Here is a 14,668-nt window from a genome sequence, read left to right on the forward strand (position 1 = left end):
GTTAGCGTTAGGAGGATAATCATGACAACAGAAACGAATTTATCATTCGATAAAGATTTTGTTCGTTCTTTTTCAACAGAAATGAACGAGCCTGCGTGGATGGAAGAATTTCGTCAAAAAGCTTTTGAATTAAGCGAAACTCTGCCAATGCCAAGACCTGATAAAACGAAAATTGATAAGTGGAACTTCACTCAATTTGGTACTCATACCGTAAAAAGTGACAGCTTCTCTTCACTTGCTGAACTTCCTGAAGAAGTTAAAGCGTTAATTGGTGATGAGACTGCTGCTAAAAATTTATATATTCAGCGGAATCAAACACCAGCCTATATTTCTTTAACAGAAGAATTAAAAGGGCAAGGGGTTATTTTTACCGATATCTTTACAGCCATTCGTGATCATAGCGAACTGGTACAAAAATACTTTTTAACTGAAGCGGTTAAATTAGATGAACATCGCCTAATTGCCTTAAATGCAGCACTTGTAAATGGCGGAGCATTCTTATACATTCCTAAAAATGTGGAAATTAAAGAACCGATTCATTCCATTTACTTACATGATCATGCTGATACGAACCTTTTCAATCACGTGATTGTAGTTGCAGATGATAATAGCTCAGTAACATATGTAGAAAACTATCTGTCAACACTTGAATCTGCTGATGGTGTATTTAATATCGTAACAGAAGTGATTGCAAAAGCTGGTGCTAAGGTTCAGTATGGTGCGGTTGATACTCTCGCAAAGGGAATCACAACATACGTGAATCGCCGTGGTTCTGCAGGCAGAGATGCCCGTATTGATTGGGCACTAGGTTTAATGAATGAAGGAAATACCATCTCAGAAAATACCACAAACCTTATGGGTGATGGTGCTTATGGAGATACCAAAACCGTTGTTGTCGGCCGCGGTGAGCAGACACAAAACTTTACGACAAAGGTTGTTCACTATGGTAAAAACACCGAAGGCTATATCTTAAAGCACGGTGTAATGAAGGATAGCGCTTCTTCCATTTTTAATGGGATTGGCCATATCTTACATGGTGCATCAAAATCGAATGCAGAACAAGAATCACGCGTGCTGATGCTTAGTGAAAAAGCACGTGGCGATGCGAACCCGATTTTGCTTATCGATGAAGATGATGTAACAGCAGGACACGCGGCATCAGTAGGACGTGTTGATCCAGTTCAGCTATACTACCTAATGAGCCGTGGGATTCCGAAAAAAGAAGCAGAACGCTTGGTCATTCATGGTTTCCTTGCACCAGTCGTTAACCAGCTTCCAATTGAAGGAGTTAAACAACAGTTAACAGCTGTTATTGAAAGGAAAGTACGATAATGAATGTCCTTGATATTCGTCGTCAATTCCCTATTTTAGACCAGGAAGTAAACGGGAAACCCCTTGTTTATTTAGATAGCTCAGCAACCTCTCAGAAACCTATCCAAGTCATTGAGACGATGGAAAAGTACTATAAAGAAATCAATTCCAATGTTCATCGTGGTGTTCATACGCTTGGAACAAGAGCGACAGATGCGTACGAAGGGGCAAGGGAAAAGGTTCGCAGATTTATTAATGCAAAATCAACCCAAGAGGTAATATTTACCCGGGGTACAACCACAGCCTTAAATACAGTTGCTGCCAGCTACGCCGCTGACAATTTAAAAGCTGGTGATGAGATTGTCATTACGTATATGGAGCACCACAGCAACATTATTCCTTGGCAGCAGGTCGCAAGACGGACGGGGGCAGTATTAAAGTACATTCCTCTTCAAGAGGATGGAACTATTTCCCTTGATGATGTCACTGCAACGATTACAGAGAATACCCGTGTGGTTTCTGTCATGCAGGTATCCAATGTATTAGGTGTAATTAATCCTGTTAAAGAAATTGCTAAAATTGCCCATGAGAATGGTGCGATTATGGTAGTTGATGGTGCACAAAGTGCTCCTCATATGAAAATTGATGTCCAAGATTTGGATTGCGATTTCTTAGCTTTTTCTGGACATAAAATGTGTGCTCCAACTGGTATCGGAGTATTATATGGTAAAAAGCATTTGTTAGAAAAAATGGAACCAATAGAGTTTGGCGGAGAAATGATTGATTTTGTTCATTTACAAGAATCAACATGGAAGGAACTTCCTTGGAAGTTCGAAGCTGGAACACCTATTATTGCAGGTGCTATTGGTCTTGGAGCAGCAATTGACTTTTTAAATGAAATTGGCTTAGATAATATTGAAAAACACGAGCATAAGCTGGCACAGTACGCGTTAGAAAAAATGTCTTCTGTACCGGGCATGACAATTTATGGACCATTAGACGCTTCTAAACGTGCTGGCCTCGTAACCTTTAATATTAGCGATGTACACCCGCATGATGTGGCGACTGTCCTTGACGCTGAGGGTATTGCTGTCCGTGCCGGACACCACTGTGCCCAGCCGTTGATGAAATGGTTAAAGGCATCTGCAACTGCTCGTGCAAGCTTTTACTTATACAATACAGAAGACGATATTGATAAGCTGGTTGAAGGACTTGTGAAAACAAAGGAGTATTTCAGCGATGTCTTCTAATAATTTAGATAATTTATACCGTCGTGTTATTATGGACCATTATAAAAATCCTCGTAATCGAGGGATTTTAGAAGATGGCAGTCATACGATTAATATGAACAACCCTACTTGCGGTGACAGAATTCAATTAACTTTTAAGGTCGAAGATGGAGTCGTAATTGACGCAAGATTTGAGGGAGAGGGCTGTTCCATTTCAATGTCATCCGCTTCGATGATGACCCAGGCAATTAAAGGGAAAAAGGTGGAGGAAGCGATTAAGCTTTCGAAGATTTTCTCCGATATCATGCAAGGGAAAGACTATGATGACGATATCGATTTAGGTGATATTGAAGCACTTCAGGGAGTTGCGAAATTTCCAGCACGTATTAAATGTGCCACATTAGCGTGGAAGGCGATGGAAAAAGGATTAACTGAAGAGGAACAACAGTAAAACAAGAAGGGTGCTTATACCCTTCTCGTTTAAAAAGGAGGAACAGGTCGATGGCGAAGAAGATGCCGGAAATCGGAGATTATAAATACGGTTTTGCCGATAAGGACGTTTCTATATTCCGATCTAAACGTGGTTTAACGAGTGAAATTGTTGAAGAAATTTCAAAGCTAAAAAATGAACCACAATGGATGCTGGATTTTCGTTTAAAATCTTTAGAGCATTTTTATAAAATGCCAATGCCTCAATGGGGCGGCGATTTAGGCTCATTGAATTTTGACGAAATCACTTATTATGTAAAACCATCTGAGAAATCAGAAAAATCATGGGATGAAGTCCCTGAAGAAATCAAAGCAACGTTTGACAAACTTGGGATTCCTGAAGCAGAGCAAAAGTATCTTGCTGGTGTATCTGCTCAATATGAATCAGAGGTTGTTTACCATAACATGAAGGAAGACCTTGAAGAGCTAGGGATTGTCTTCAAAGATACAGACTCAGCTCTTAAAGAGAATGAAGATATTTTCCGTGAGCACTGGGCAAAGGTTATTCCGCCAACGGATAACAAATTTGCTGCATTGAATTCTGCGGTTTGGTCTGGCGGGTCGTTCATTTATGTACCACCAGGTGTTAAAGTGGATACTCCGCTACAGGCGTATTTCCGAATTAACTCTGAAAACATGGGACAATTTGAGCGTACATTAATAATCGTTGATGAAGGCGCACATGTTCATTATGTAGAAGGCTGTACTGCACCTGTTTACACAACCAACTCACTTCATAGTGCGGTTGTTGAAATCATCATTAAAAAGGATGCTTATTGCCGCTACACAACAATTCAAAACTGGGCAAACAATGTATTCAATCTTGTTACAAAGCGTGCGGTTTGTGAAGCGAATGCAACAATGGAATGGATTGATGGTAACATCGGTTCTAAATTAACGATGAAATACCCAGCTGTTATTTTAAAAGGCGAAGGCGCACGCGGTATGACTTTATCGATTGCCATTGCAGGTAAAGGTCAGCACCAGGATGCGGGAGCGAAGATGATTCATTTAGCTCCAAACACTTCATCTACCATTGTTTCAAAATCGATTTCAAAGCATGGCGGTAAAGTTACTTATCGTGGTGTTGTTCACTTCGGACGTAAAGCCGATGGCGCACGTGCAAATATCGAATGTGATACGTTGATTATGGATAATCAATCAACATCCGATACAATTCCATACAATGAAATCTTAAATGACAATATTTCACTTGAGCACGAAGCAAAAGTTTCTAAAGTATCTGAAGAGCAGCTCTTCTACTTAATGAGCCGTGGTATCTCAGAACAAGAAGCAACTGAAATGATCGTCATGGGCTTCATTGAGCCATTTACAAAAGAACTGCCAATGGAATACGCAGTCGAAATGAACCGTCTAATTAAGTTCGAGATGGAAGGTTCTATCGGTTAATATTATTTAGCCGCTTGCCATATTGGCAGGCGGCTCTTTGTGTTTTCGGGTTTACTAACTGGCGGATAGGGTGGGTTTACTGGCGGATAGGGTGGGTTTACTGGCGGATAGCGAGGGTTTACTGGCGGATAGCGTAGGGTTACTGGCGGATAGGGTGGGTTTACTCTCGGATAGTGGAGGTTTACTCTCTCGGATAGTGGAGGTTTACTCTCGGATAGCGGAGGTTTACTCTCGGATGGGGAGGTTTACTCTCGGATAGCGGAGGTTTACTCTCGGATGCGGAGGTTTACTCTCGGATGCGGAGGTTTACTCTCGGATAGCAGAGGTTTACTCTCGGATAGCGGAGGTTTACTCTCGGATAGCAGAGGTTTACTCTCGGATAGCGGAGGTTTACTCTCGGATAGCGGAGGTTTACTCTCGGATAGCGCCCAAATACTTGCAGATACCCCGAAAACCCCCAAATAGCAGAAAACCATTACAAAGTGTATTCTATTATTAGTAATCTGTGAGGTGATATACATTGATTTATATTGGTGTCACAGGCTGGGGCGATCACGATAGCTTATATCCAGATCATACTCCGCCGCGGGATAAGTTAAAAGAATATTCAGGTCATTTTCCAACTGTAGAAGTGGATGCAGCTTTTTACGCCATCCAACCTAAAAGGAATGCAGTTAAATGGGTGAATGATACCCCGGCATCCTTTCAATTCATTGTTAAAGCCTATCAAGGTATGACTGGTCATCAGCGCGGTGAAATTCCATTTGCAACCAAAGAGGAAATGTTCCATGCCTTCAAAGAGTCGCTTGTGCCCTACATAGAAGCCAATAAATTAGCAATGGTGCTCTTTCAATTTCCGCCATGGTTTGATTGTAGAAGGGAAAATGTTGAATATTTAAGATGGTGTAAAGCACAAATGGGGGATATCCCCTCTGCGTTAGAATTCAGGCACCAATCTTGGTTTATACCCCGTTTTCGCCAGCAAACGCTGGAGTTTATGAAAGCAGAGAAGTGGATACATAGTATTTGTGATGAACCTCAATCTGGCGAGGGATCTATACCAGCTATATTAGAGGCAGTCGATTCAGAAAACCTGCTCATTCGGTTTCATGGCAGGAACGTTCATGGCTGGCAAAAGCGGCAGGCTGAGAACTGGCGGGAGGTGCGATATCTTTATCGCTACAATCAGCAGGAACTTAAAGAATGGAGAGACATAATCCTGAGATTATCACAGGAATCCAGGAACATCTATGTACTATTTAACAACAACTCCGGGGGAGATGCGGCAGATAACGCGAAAGAAATGATAACCCTTTTAGATATAAAATATGAGGACCTCGCTCCTAGACAGCTAGATTTATTTTAAACAAAGGAGAAAGATGATGGAATGGATTGTTTTAATATTGATAGGAATTGCAGGTAGTTCCTTAGGCAGCTTAATTGGATTAGGCGGAGGTATTGTCGTTGTCCCTTCCTTACTCTTTTTAGGCTCACTATCTGCCTTTGGCTATATTTCTCCGCAGACAGCTGTGGGCACCTCACTTTTCACTATGATATTTACCGGTTTATCTTCTACTTTAGCGTATATGAAACATAAAACAGTAGATTATAAAAGCGGATTGATCTTCCTCATAGGCAGTGGACCAGGCAGTATTCTCGGAGCATGGGTTACCGAGATATTAAATTTGAAATCATTCAATTTATTTTTTGGAACTTTTATTCTTCTTGTTTCGTGTATTTTATTATTAAAAGATAAACTAAAACCCATTCCATACCGCAAAGACAAGGGGATATTCAGAAGCTTCACGGATAACACAGGAGAAGTCTTTGAGTATGGATTTAACCCTGTGACAGGAGTGGCTATTGCCTTTATTGTTGGGTTCATATCAGGGATTCTTGGTGTTGGCGGAGGGTCCTTACTGGTTCCAGCCATGATCCTGCTTTTCTTCTTTCCACCCCATGTTGCAACAGCAACATCCATGTTTATGATCTTACCAACATCAATTCTCAGCTCCATTACTCATATCACGCTTGGTAATGTAGACTGGCTCCTTGCTTTGGCATTAGTTCCGGGGGCATGGATTGGTGCAAAGATTGGTGTCTATTTAAACATCAAGCTAAAAAGCAAAACTATTGTTTTATTATTACGCACCATACTAATAATCGTTGGCATACGATTAATTTATCAAGGAATTATTGGCTAAAAAGGAAGCGAAGCATTCATGGAAATAATCCATATCTATCACACAAATGACCTACACAGCCATTTAAAACGATGGCCGCGGATCCATCATTTTTTAACTAGCAGAAGAAAACTTCATTCCGAAACTGGAGAAGAATTCTTCCTTTTTGACATAGGTGATTTTATTGATCGCTGGCACCCTCTTTCAGAAGGGACTGGGGGGCAGGGGAATATTGAATTGTTAAATGAGAGCGGCTACAATGCTGTGACGATTGGTAACAATGAAGGAATCAATTTTCCATATGAAGTGCTTAACCATCTATATGACAAAAGTGAATTTGATGTTTTAGTGGCTAACCTCTATGACAAGAATACGCAGCATCCAACATGGGTAAAACCATATGAAATTTATCAGACAACAAAGGGTACAAAAATTGGTGTGATTGGGTTAACAGCCTATTTTTCTCTGCTTTATGAGCTATTAGGCTGGCATCTGACTAACCCGCTTGAAGAGTTGGGAAAGTGGATGCAGCCTCTAAAAGAACAATCGGATGTAATCATCCTCCTTTCTCATCTCGGACTAAACTTGGATGAACAAATTGCAATGGAATATCCCGAGATTGATGTCATACTTGGCGGTCATACCCATCACACGCTGCCCGCGGGAAAGCAGGCAGGGCAGACATTGCTTGCGGGGGCTGGTAAGCACGGAAGGTTTATAGGGCATGTTACGATTGAAGTTGACAAGAGAAAGCTAGTTAAAAAACAAGCAAAATTGTACAATGTGCTGGAACTTCCAGGAGTTCCTGATGAAAAGGCAATCTCTAAGGAGCTTTACCGGAAAGGGAAAAAGTTATTAAAACAGAAAATCACTACATTAACGGATGACTATCACCACGATTCTTTTCAGGTTACAGAGCTATCACAAATTTTATGCAGTGCCTTAAGAGAATGGTGTGATGCAGACTGTGCCTTTATCAATGCCGGTCTTATTTTGGGGTCATTATCAGGCAGTGTAACGGCTTATGATTTACTAACTATATGTCCTCATCCCATTAATCCCTGTAAGATTGAACTAACAGGAAGTGAGTTAAGAGAGGTATTGCTTGAAACGAGGACTGAAGAATGGGCGCAAAAACATGTGGTTGGGCTTGGATTCAGGGGGTCGGTAATGGGTGTCAGTGTGTATGATCGGATTGCGTTTAAGGAAGACAACAGGATTCTAATAAATGACATTGAACTAGAATTAGACAAAACCTATTCATTGGCAGTACCAGACATGTTTACCTTTGGGCATTTTTTTAAAGACATTTTTCCAAATAAGAAAAAAGAGTATTTTCTTCCTGAATTTTTACGAGACTTACTGAAATGGAAATTACAAAAGCAGTCCTAAAGGAGGATACACTCTTTTTCTTTCACTTTCATAAATTGTTAGTGAGGGAAAGGAGTGTGGAAATTGATTGAGCTATCACCGGTAGACATTAATGGTCACACGTTCTTGGCTGTTACTGTCTTATTGCCAAAAACCACATTGCTTACTGTAAGCAATGATAAGGGATATATAATGTGCGGAGCCTTAGATGTTGGTTTATTAAACGAAAAGCTTAAGGACCGAAAAATCATAGCCGCAAGAGCGGTAGGAGTAAGAACTATTGAACAACTCCTTAATGCACCAATGGAGTCAGTAACAATCGAGGCGGAAAACTTAGGGATAACAAAAGGAATGCTTGGGAAAGATGCCTTGTTAAAAATGGTTTAAAGCTTGCACTAGGATGTGCAGGCTTTTTTTAACTCATAAAATTATAGGCTAGTTCACTTCATTCCCGCATACATATAGCATGTAAGGGGGGATTTTTTTTGGCAAAGTTTCGTATGCGTCCCAGGAAACGAGGACCGTTACCTTTCCGATACGTTTTGTTATTATCATTTGTATTTTTTCTTTTGTCTACGGCATTGGGAATCTGGCTGGTTAACAAAGGAATTGAACCTTCCTTAATGAGATATGCGGAATCCAAAACGAAGCAAATTGCCTCACAAGTAATTAATAAGGCGATTAACAAAAAAACGGTAGAAGTAGGGGATGTTATCGCCGTTGAACCGGGGCAAAATGGTGCCCAGCCGAGTGCAAGTTTAAAAACGGAAGTGATAAATCAGAAGTTATCAGAGATCACCAATGAAATTCAAAAGAACTTAAATGCAGCCGAAAAAGGTGATCTTGATTCTCTAGAGAAATTAACGGATGTTGATATTGAGGTAAATGCAAAGAAACAGGATGGAATAGTTTGGAATGTTCCGCTTGGTCAAGCAACAAATATGGCTTTATTAGGAAATTTAGGTCCCAAAATACCTGTTAGGTTCCATGCAATCGGTGAAGTTCGGCCAGATGTGAAAATTAACCCTAAACCCATGGGAATCAATAATACATGGATTGATGTCGCAATCCATTTAGAGGTATCAGTACAAATCATTACCCCGTTTGCAACAGAAATTACGAAATTAGAGCAGAATATCCCAGTGGGCGGAAGATTAATTCAGGGAGAGGTACCGCAATTTTATAACAATGGCGGCAATGGAATAACCCCATCTATCCAAATTCCGCAGCCAGAAAATTAAAAAGGACTGTTCCTTGACAGTCCTTTTTCCGTATTACTTTTTATTTTTTAACGCCTGTCTTTCCTGCTGTTTCCATAATCTCAAATGTGGAGTTGGGTCAAAGGACCATTCGATATAGCCGTTATCTTTGTACATCCCATAATGCAAGTGGGGAGGGAATTTACCTGATGTCCCAGGAGGTCCATATCCAGAACTGCCAACACCGCCAATTAATGTTCCAGGTTCGACAATTTGACCTACTCTTAAATCTTTAGCAAAACCGCTAAGGTGAGCAAAATAATGATACGTATTATTTATATCCCGAATTCCTACTCGCCATCCGCCGAACTTATTCCAACCCTTCATTTCTACTATGCCATAGTTAGTAGCACGAACAGGAACTCCGTAACCGGCAAAAATGTCGGTGCCCTCATGCATTCTTCTGCCGCCCCAGCCTCTTGCATCACCCCAAGTACTGCGATAGCTGTGATTGCTGCGAAGCGGTAAAGGAAAAACATGCTTATCTAATTCTAATCTGCCGAAATGGCGGTAGATTTTTGCCTTGTCAGTAATGATGCCGACTGTTTTATCACGATGATAATAATTCCATAACCCGATTTTGATATTATCATGATCTATTCCATACGAGAGAAGATAATTGGCAAACGCATATAAGACATCTTCGTCACTTTTTAAACTAGCTTTGCCATCTCCATCCCCGTCCACACCCATACCATTAAAAAGCTCGATAATTGCAGGGTTCTCTTCGGCAGGGTTTGGATTAGTTGGTCCAGCCCATTTCTCTGGGGTAAAATAAATGCCAATCACACTTTCTGCTTTTGGCAGGTCTTTACGAACAGCACGGATATTTCGTTCGTACTGGTCTATAGCCGCCAAATAATACCAAGGAATTTGTGTGAGTGTTTCCACTTTCTTGTATAGCCTCATTCTTTCCTGATATTCATCAGGACCTTTAGCATGAGCATCCCTGGGAGATATGCTGCTCATTAATAAGAGGAAAGTTCCAATTATCAGAAATGCCCGCACAGGAATCCTCCTTCCGATTATTGTACGTCTTTAGTTTATGATTTCTAGGCTATTTCATTATGGGCAATAATTGGAAATAAAAGCTTAAAGAGTTAGACTGCTTGTTGTTACTGCAAAAAGTGTGGTAAAGTGACTAGGAGCAAACTCATTTATAGGGGTGGAACTAGTGAGCAAAAACGCAGAATACTTAAGAAAACCGGACTGGTTGAAAATAAAATTAAATACGAATGAGCATTATACAGGATTAAAAAAAATGATGCGCGAAAAAAACTTACATACGGTTTGTGAAGAAGCACGCTGTCCTAATATTCACGAGTGCTGGGCTGAAAGAAGGACGGCAACATTCATGATTCTCGGTGATACCTGTACACGGGCCTGTCGTTTCTGTGCGGTTAAAACAGGATTACCGACAGAATTAGATTTGCAAGAGCCAGAACGCGTAGCAGACTCTGTTCAATTAATGAACCTAAAGCATGTCGTGGTTACTGCGGTGGCACGCGATGATTTAAAAGATGGCGGTGCAGGGGTATTTGCTGAAACTGTTCGAGCGATTAGAAGAAAAAATCCATTTACTAGCATTGAAGTGCTTCCATCGGATATGGGCGGCAAGGAAGAAAATTTAGCATTATTAATGGACGCAAAACCTGATATTTTAAATCATAATATTGAAACTGTGAAGAGATTAACACCGAGAGTCAGGGCAAGAGCAAAATATGAACGTTCACTTGAATTTTTACGCCGGGCAAAAGAAATGCAGCCAACTATTCCCACAAAATCGAGCCTTATGGTTGGTTTAGGTGAAACAAAAGAAGAAATTATCGAGGTAATGGACGATCTTAGAGCCAATAATGTGGACATTATGACCATAGGTCAGTACCTGCAGCCATCTAAAACTCACCTAAAGGTTGAAAAATATTATCATCCAGATGAATTTGCGGAGTTACGTGAAATTGCCCTTGCAAAAGGGTTTAGTCACTGTGAAGCAGGGCCGTTAGTTCGTTCATCATATCATGCGGATGAACAGGTAAATGCAGCCGCAAAGCATAAACAATTACTAGGCGAAACAGAAGCAAAAGAAGCATAAAAAAGAGAGTTCAGTCTAGCGGCTGAACTCTTATTTATTATTTATTTGTTGTGTTCATTACATCATCTTTCGTTGCTCCATTTTCATCTTCACTATCACTCATTCGATTTCCCTGTGGTGATTTTTTCATTTGTTTAACTAAGCCATTAACCAAATTTCTTGCATTTTTACTTTTTGAATCCAGATTAGCGAGATTTTCCACATCGCGCATTAAATTGGTATTATCGGAAACATAAACATGGTAGTATCTTGGAACAACAGACATGGCTGTTCTTTTTACCTGATCAGCAGTTTGATTACGGTCCTTGGAATTTGTACTATAGGAAACAAGAACCTCCTGATCGGTAACCAGCGTGGCTACGTCGTTAACATTTGGGATATCTGTACTTAGCTGGCTAATAATATTTGCTAATTGTTCACGGTCAATCGCGGAATAGTGTTCGGTGCCACCCTGGTCTCCTTGAATAGGACTTCTTTGGTGGCGAACAAAGCCATAATTATCACTTACGTTTCGAACGCCTTTGCCTCCGCCTTCATTGTAAAGCTCATCTCTTTTATTATTAACATTTATGGTATCTCCACTTTCTTCATAAACATCGCGATTAGCCATATCCTTTGAGCAGCCAGCTGCTGTCAGGAGTACACAAAAACCAATAATTATCGACCACTTTTTCACTTAAAGCACCTCCTTTTTTTAGAATGGCCAAATAACTGATTTTTTTTCTTAGTAATTGATGGTGAATCGGTTATAATGAAAGAAAGATTGACTGGTAAAATTTGAGGTGATTACATGATCAGTATCAACGGCTCCACCTATGAGATCGTTCAAGAACACAGAGAGGGCTTTAATGAAGAAGCCTTAAAGGCTAGGTATAGCGATATATTATCTAGATATGATTATATTGTCGGAGATTGGGGATATGGCCAGCTTCGGCTAAAAGGTTTTTTTGAAGATCAGAATCAAAAAGCTACCTTTGATACCAAAATCAGTACATTGAGTGAATATTTATATGAATACTGCAATTTTGGCTGTGCCTATTTTGTTTTGAAAAAAGTAAAGAAATAAAGAGCTCGCCATTTGGCGAGCTCTTTATTGATTCTGGCACTCCACTTTTAAGAATAAGGAGGCTGCCCTTCTGTGTCAGGATCATCGTGTGTTGGATGAGCCCCGTCCATTTGCCTGGGTATATTCTGATGAAAGGTTTTATCCTCATAATTAAAGTTGCTATAGTAACGCTGTCCTTCAAGCCAAGGGGTGCTTTTATTTTCAACAGGCTTGTCTTTACCTGTAGGAGACCCAAAAGGACCTTCCGGGAATTCCTCGGCAGTTAAGAAATTCTTTTGTTTCTCAACATTGGAAAGATCAAAATAGCTTTTTGTATCTTTTTCAGGCATACCATACTCACTCCTTTTTCTTAATTTAGCTGCAGCGCCTAGGGGCTCGGGTCATAAGCCAATCCAACAGCAAGGTTAAAGAGCAACCTTCCTGTCGGCTCGTCTTAAGCCTGTCGCCCCTGTGCAGGCGCTTTCGCTTTTTGTTTAGTATGCAAAAAAGGAGTAATAAATAGTTATAGTAATTCTAACAAAAAGGAACGCAATTCTTCGGCATCTTCTTCATTTAATTGATATGCGTATTCTAAATACCCTTCTTCTTTTAAATCATCTTCTCCAATGATTGCAAAGCGATTTCCTTGCAAATCAAGTACGAGATGTTTCCCATAATGACGATCTGTTTGAACGATGGCTAAATCAAAGCGTTGGTTATCGCCAACAAAGCTGACAAATCGTGTTTTTGTATTCTCTGTATCATCGTATAAGAAAAAACGTTCTTTCATTTGGTGTACTCCTTTAGTTAATTTCTCCGTCCTCTATATATATTACCAAATAATGAGGCAAGGGGGGAATTTTGGTTTACTCGGAACTTGTTAAAAATTTACTAAATGAAAAACCGATGCTGTCAAATTGTGTTACAATATACTTAAAATTGTCGTTATGCTGCTTTTGAGAGGGATGGAATCCATGGACTGTCGTTACATGAATAAAGTAAAGAGTGTAATGCAATGGGGAAAGATTATATTACCTCTTTCGTCTATACGCTATTACCCTCCCCAATTCACCTTGCGTAATCCCTTATTAGAAGGGGTTAGCAGTGCTTTTCGTGCTGGGCATGAGGTAGCAGTTATTGTTTTCAAGTTAAGAAACCAGAAGGATATAATAGAACAAACGGAATTCCAGCAACAGTCCAAATTAATAAAGACACTGAAGAAGCTTTTTCAAATCGTCGTAGAACAAGAGGTTAATCCAAAAGAAGTAATTTCCCTTCATGATTATTTTGGCGAAGGCATTACGCTATTAATTACCGTTGATCATGATCGCCATTCTATTTCTAATATTGACCTTATGATTAAAAAGATAACAGAAGAAGTAGTCCAAAGGTTTGTAAAGCTTTACCCTCAACATTATCCAACTTTTGAAGAAGGATATATGTTTGTCGAAAAACATGACTATTCACTCCAGGATTCCATATTAAGGGCACATAGACAAGCACTAGGCATAGCCGAGAAGCGTGAACAGCTGGAGATTAATGAAATGCTGCTGGCCATTAACAAGATTATTACCAAAAAGAATATAACACTATTTGCACAGCCGATTATCGATGTAGCGACCAGCGAAATAAGGGCATGGGAACTGCTTACCCGCGGCCCAAAAGGAACGGTATTAGAATCACCGATACAGCTTTTTTCTGTTGCAAGGCAAACAGGTCGTTTATACGAATTAGAAATGATTGTACTTGAAAAAGTGTTTCAACAAGTAAAAGCATCCCGGTGCCGCCAAGATATATTTGTTAATTGTACTCCCTTAACGCTAGGGAACATTAGGTTTACCAGTGATATAAAAAAGTTGTTACAGAAATATAGAGGCATAACACCGAAACAAATTACCTTTGAAGTGACTGAACGTGATACGATCGAGGGATTAAAAAACTTTTCATTTAATATTAATGTTTTACGTTTGATGGGCTTTAAAATTGCTGTGGATGACACTGGTGCAGGTTACGCCAGCTTAAATACGATTACTGAACTGATGCCTGACATTATTAAGATTGATCGGTCAGTCATTGAAGACATCGATAAAAACTCGGTCAAAGAGTCAATGTTAAAAGGGCTGCTTCTTGTTGCCAGGGAGGCAGGTTCATTAGTTGTGGCGGAGGGTATTGAAAACCAAGAAGAGGCCTCCGTTTTAACTAGAAATAATGTTGACTTAGCACAGGGGAATTTTTATGCCCGGCCAGCTAGGTTTTATGAAGAAATTGCAACTTAGGTA

16 protein-coding genes are annotated in these 14,668 nt (G+C 40.1%); 12 read left to right on the plus strand and 4 right to left on the minus strand.

Annotation, left to right across the window (positions count from 1 at the left end; translation table 11 throughout):
- The first annotated feature begins 21 nt into the window (after nucleotides 1–21).
- The 9 genes from sufD to yunB all read left to right on the plus strand — a co-directional run bounded on the left by sufD (nucleotide 22) and on the right by yunB (nucleotide 9,234).
- Nucleotides 22–1,332, plus strand: coding sequence for a Fe-S cluster assembly protein SufD (gene sufD / locus SFC47_RS09155; protein WP_411253969.1), 1,311 nt, complete (start codon nucleotides 22–24; stop codon nucleotides 1,330–1,332).
- On the plus strand, nucleotides 1,332–2,561 hold the full coding sequence (locus SFC47_RS09160) for a cysteine desulfurase (RefSeq protein ID WP_411253970.1): 1,230 nt from the start codon (nucleotides 1,332–1,334) through the stop codon (nucleotides 2,559–2,561). Before sufD ends, SFC47_RS09160 begins: the two co-directional genes overlap by 1 nt.
- Nucleotides 2,551–2,991: a Fe-S cluster assembly sulfur transfer protein SufU gene (sufU, locus tag SFC47_RS09165; protein ID WP_045517992.1), complete on the plus strand. Its 441-nt coding sequence runs from the start codon at nucleotides 2,551–2,553 to the stop codon at nucleotides 2,989–2,991. The genes SFC47_RS09160 and sufU overlap by 11 nt, the downstream gene beginning before the upstream one ends.
- Nucleotides 2,992–3,041: 50 nt before the next feature.
- Nucleotides 3,042–4,439: a Fe-S cluster assembly protein SufB gene (gene sufB, locus SFC47_RS09170; protein WP_192654302.1), complete on the plus strand. Its 1,398-nt coding sequence runs from the start codon at nucleotides 3,042–3,044 to the stop codon at nucleotides 4,437–4,439.
- Nucleotides 4,440–4,959: 520 nt separating this feature from the next.
- Nucleotides 4,960–5,805 (plus strand): DUF72 domain-containing protein, encoded by an 846-nt coding sequence (locus tag SFC47_RS09175; protein ID WP_411253971.1) that lies wholly within the window; start codon nucleotides 4,960–4,962, stop codon nucleotides 5,803–5,805.
- Nucleotides 5,806–5,821: 16 nt separating this feature from the next.
- Entirely contained in the window at nucleotides 5,822–6,643 is an 822-nt protein-coding gene (locus SFC47_RS09180; protein ID WP_411254101.1) for a sulfite exporter TauE/SafE family protein, read from the plus strand.
- An 18-nt stretch (nucleotides 6,644–6,661) separates the two neighbouring features.
- Entirely contained in the window at nucleotides 6,662–8,014 is a 1,353-nt protein-coding gene (locus SFC47_RS09185; RefSeq protein WP_411253972.1) for a bifunctional metallophosphatase/5'-nucleotidase, read from the plus strand.
- A 63-nt stretch (nucleotides 8,015–8,077) separates the two neighbouring features.
- Nucleotides 8,078–8,380, plus strand: a complete 303-nt coding sequence (locus SFC47_RS09190) for a YunC family protein (RefSeq protein ID WP_411253973.1) — start codon at nucleotides 8,078–8,080, stop codon at nucleotides 8,378–8,380.
- A gap of 98 nt (nucleotides 8,381–8,478) precedes the next feature.
- Nucleotides 8,479–9,234, plus strand: a complete 756-nt coding sequence (yunB, locus tag SFC47_RS09195; protein ID WP_411253974.1) for a sporulation protein YunB — start codon at nucleotides 8,479–8,481, stop codon at nucleotides 9,232–9,234.
- Between the two features lie 33 nt (nucleotides 9,235–9,267).
- Here the strand turns inward: yunB and SFC47_RS09200 are convergent, their stop codons facing one another.
- Nucleotides 9,268–10,221: a M23 family metallopeptidase gene (locus tag SFC47_RS09200; RefSeq protein WP_411253975.1), complete on the minus strand. Its 954-nt coding sequence runs from the start codon at nucleotides 10,219–10,221 to the stop codon at nucleotides 9,268–9,270.
- A gap of 205 nt (nucleotides 10,222–10,426) precedes the next feature.
- Between SFC47_RS09200 and lipA the strand changes: the two genes are divergently transcribed.
- Entirely contained in the window at nucleotides 10,427–11,344 is a 918-nt protein-coding gene (gene lipA, locus SFC47_RS09205) for a lipoyl synthase (protein WP_411253976.1), read from the plus strand.
- 37 nt (nucleotides 11,345–11,381) lie between these two features.
- On the opposite strand, the gene SFC47_RS09210 is transcribed toward lipA, so the two are convergent.
- Nucleotides 11,382–12,020, minus strand: coding sequence for a YhcN/YlaJ family sporulation lipoprotein (locus tag SFC47_RS09210; protein ID WP_411253977.1), 639 nt, complete (start codon nucleotides 12,018–12,020; stop codon nucleotides 11,382–11,384).
- Between the two features lie 114 nt (nucleotides 12,021–12,134).
- Between SFC47_RS09210 and SFC47_RS09215 the strand changes: the two genes are divergently transcribed.
- Nucleotides 12,135–12,410, plus strand: a complete 276-nt coding sequence (locus SFC47_RS09215; RefSeq protein ID WP_411253978.1) for a YutD family protein — start codon at nucleotides 12,135–12,137, stop codon at nucleotides 12,408–12,410.
- A 47-nt stretch (nucleotides 12,411–12,457) separates the two neighbouring features.
- On the opposite strand, the gene SFC47_RS09220 is transcribed toward SFC47_RS09215, so the two are convergent.
- Complete coding sequence (locus SFC47_RS09220; protein ID WP_411253979.1) at nucleotides 12,458–12,739, minus strand: cytosolic protein; 282 nt, start codon at nucleotides 12,737–12,739, stop codon at nucleotides 12,458–12,460.
- 173 nt (nucleotides 12,740–12,912) lie between these two features.
- A complete protein-coding gene (locus tag SFC47_RS09225) occupies nucleotides 12,913–13,179 on the minus strand; it encodes a DUF3055 domain-containing protein (protein ID WP_411253980.1) in 267 nt (88 codons plus the stop codon).
- 199 nt (nucleotides 13,180–13,378) lie between these two features.
- Here SFC47_RS09225 and SFC47_RS09230 point away from each other — a divergent pair, with 199 nt between their 5' ends.
- Nucleotides 13,379–14,665: an EAL domain-containing protein gene (locus SFC47_RS09230; RefSeq protein WP_411253981.1), complete on the plus strand. Its 1,287-nt coding sequence runs from the start codon at nucleotides 13,379–13,381 to the stop codon at nucleotides 14,663–14,665.
- The last annotated feature ends 3 nt before the right edge of the window (nucleotides 14,666–14,668 follow it).

Origin of the sequence: Neobacillus niacini, assembly GCF_046591715.1 — a bacterium.
Taxonomy (GTDB): domain Bacteria; phylum Bacillota; class Bacilli; order Bacillales; family Cytobacillaceae; genus Neobacillus; species Neobacillus niacini_L.

Excerpts from the sequence above, each read along its gene's own strand:
- SFC47_RS09185 (WP_411253972.1), top strand. The coding sequence starts at position 6,662 with ATGGAAATAATCCATATCTATCACACAAATGACCTACACAGCCATTTA.
- SFC47_RS09230 (WP_411253981.1), top strand. The coding sequence starts at position 13,379 with ATGAATAAAGTAAAGAGTGTAATGCAATGGGGAAAGATTATATTACCT.
- SFC47_RS09180 (WP_411254101.1), top strand. The coding sequence starts at position 5,822 with ATGGAATGGATTGTTTTAATATTGATAGGAATTGCAGGTAGTTCCTTA.
- SFC47_RS09215 (WP_411253978.1), top strand. The coding sequence starts at position 12,135 with ATGATCAGTATCAACGGCTCCACCTATGAGATCGTTCAAGAACACAGA.
- SFC47_RS09225 (WP_411253980.1), bottom strand. The coding sequence starts at position 13,179 with ATGAAAGAACGTTTTTTCTTATACGATGATACAGAGAATACAAAAACA.
- sufU (WP_045517992.1), top strand. The coding sequence starts at position 2,551 with ATGTCTTCTAATAATTTAGATAATTTATACCGTCGTGTTATTATGGAC.
- SFC47_RS09220 (WP_411253979.1), bottom strand. The coding sequence starts at position 12,739 with ATGCCTGAAAAAGATACAAAAAGCTATTTTGATCTTTCCAATGTTGAG.
- sufB (WP_192654302.1), top strand. The coding sequence starts at position 3,042 with ATGGCGAAGAAGATGCCGGAAATCGGAGATTATAAATACGGTTTTGCC.
- SFC47_RS09160 (WP_411253970.1), top strand. The coding sequence starts at position 1,332 with ATGAATGTCCTTGATATTCGTCGTCAATTCCCTATTTTAGACCAGGAA.
- sufD (WP_411253969.1), top strand. The coding sequence starts at position 22 with ATGACAACAGAAACGAATTTATCATTCGATAAAGATTTTGTTCGTTCT.
- SFC47_RS09200 (WP_411253975.1), bottom strand. The coding sequence starts at position 10,221 with ATGAGCAGCATATCTCCCAGGGATGCTCATGCTAAAGGTCCTGATGAA.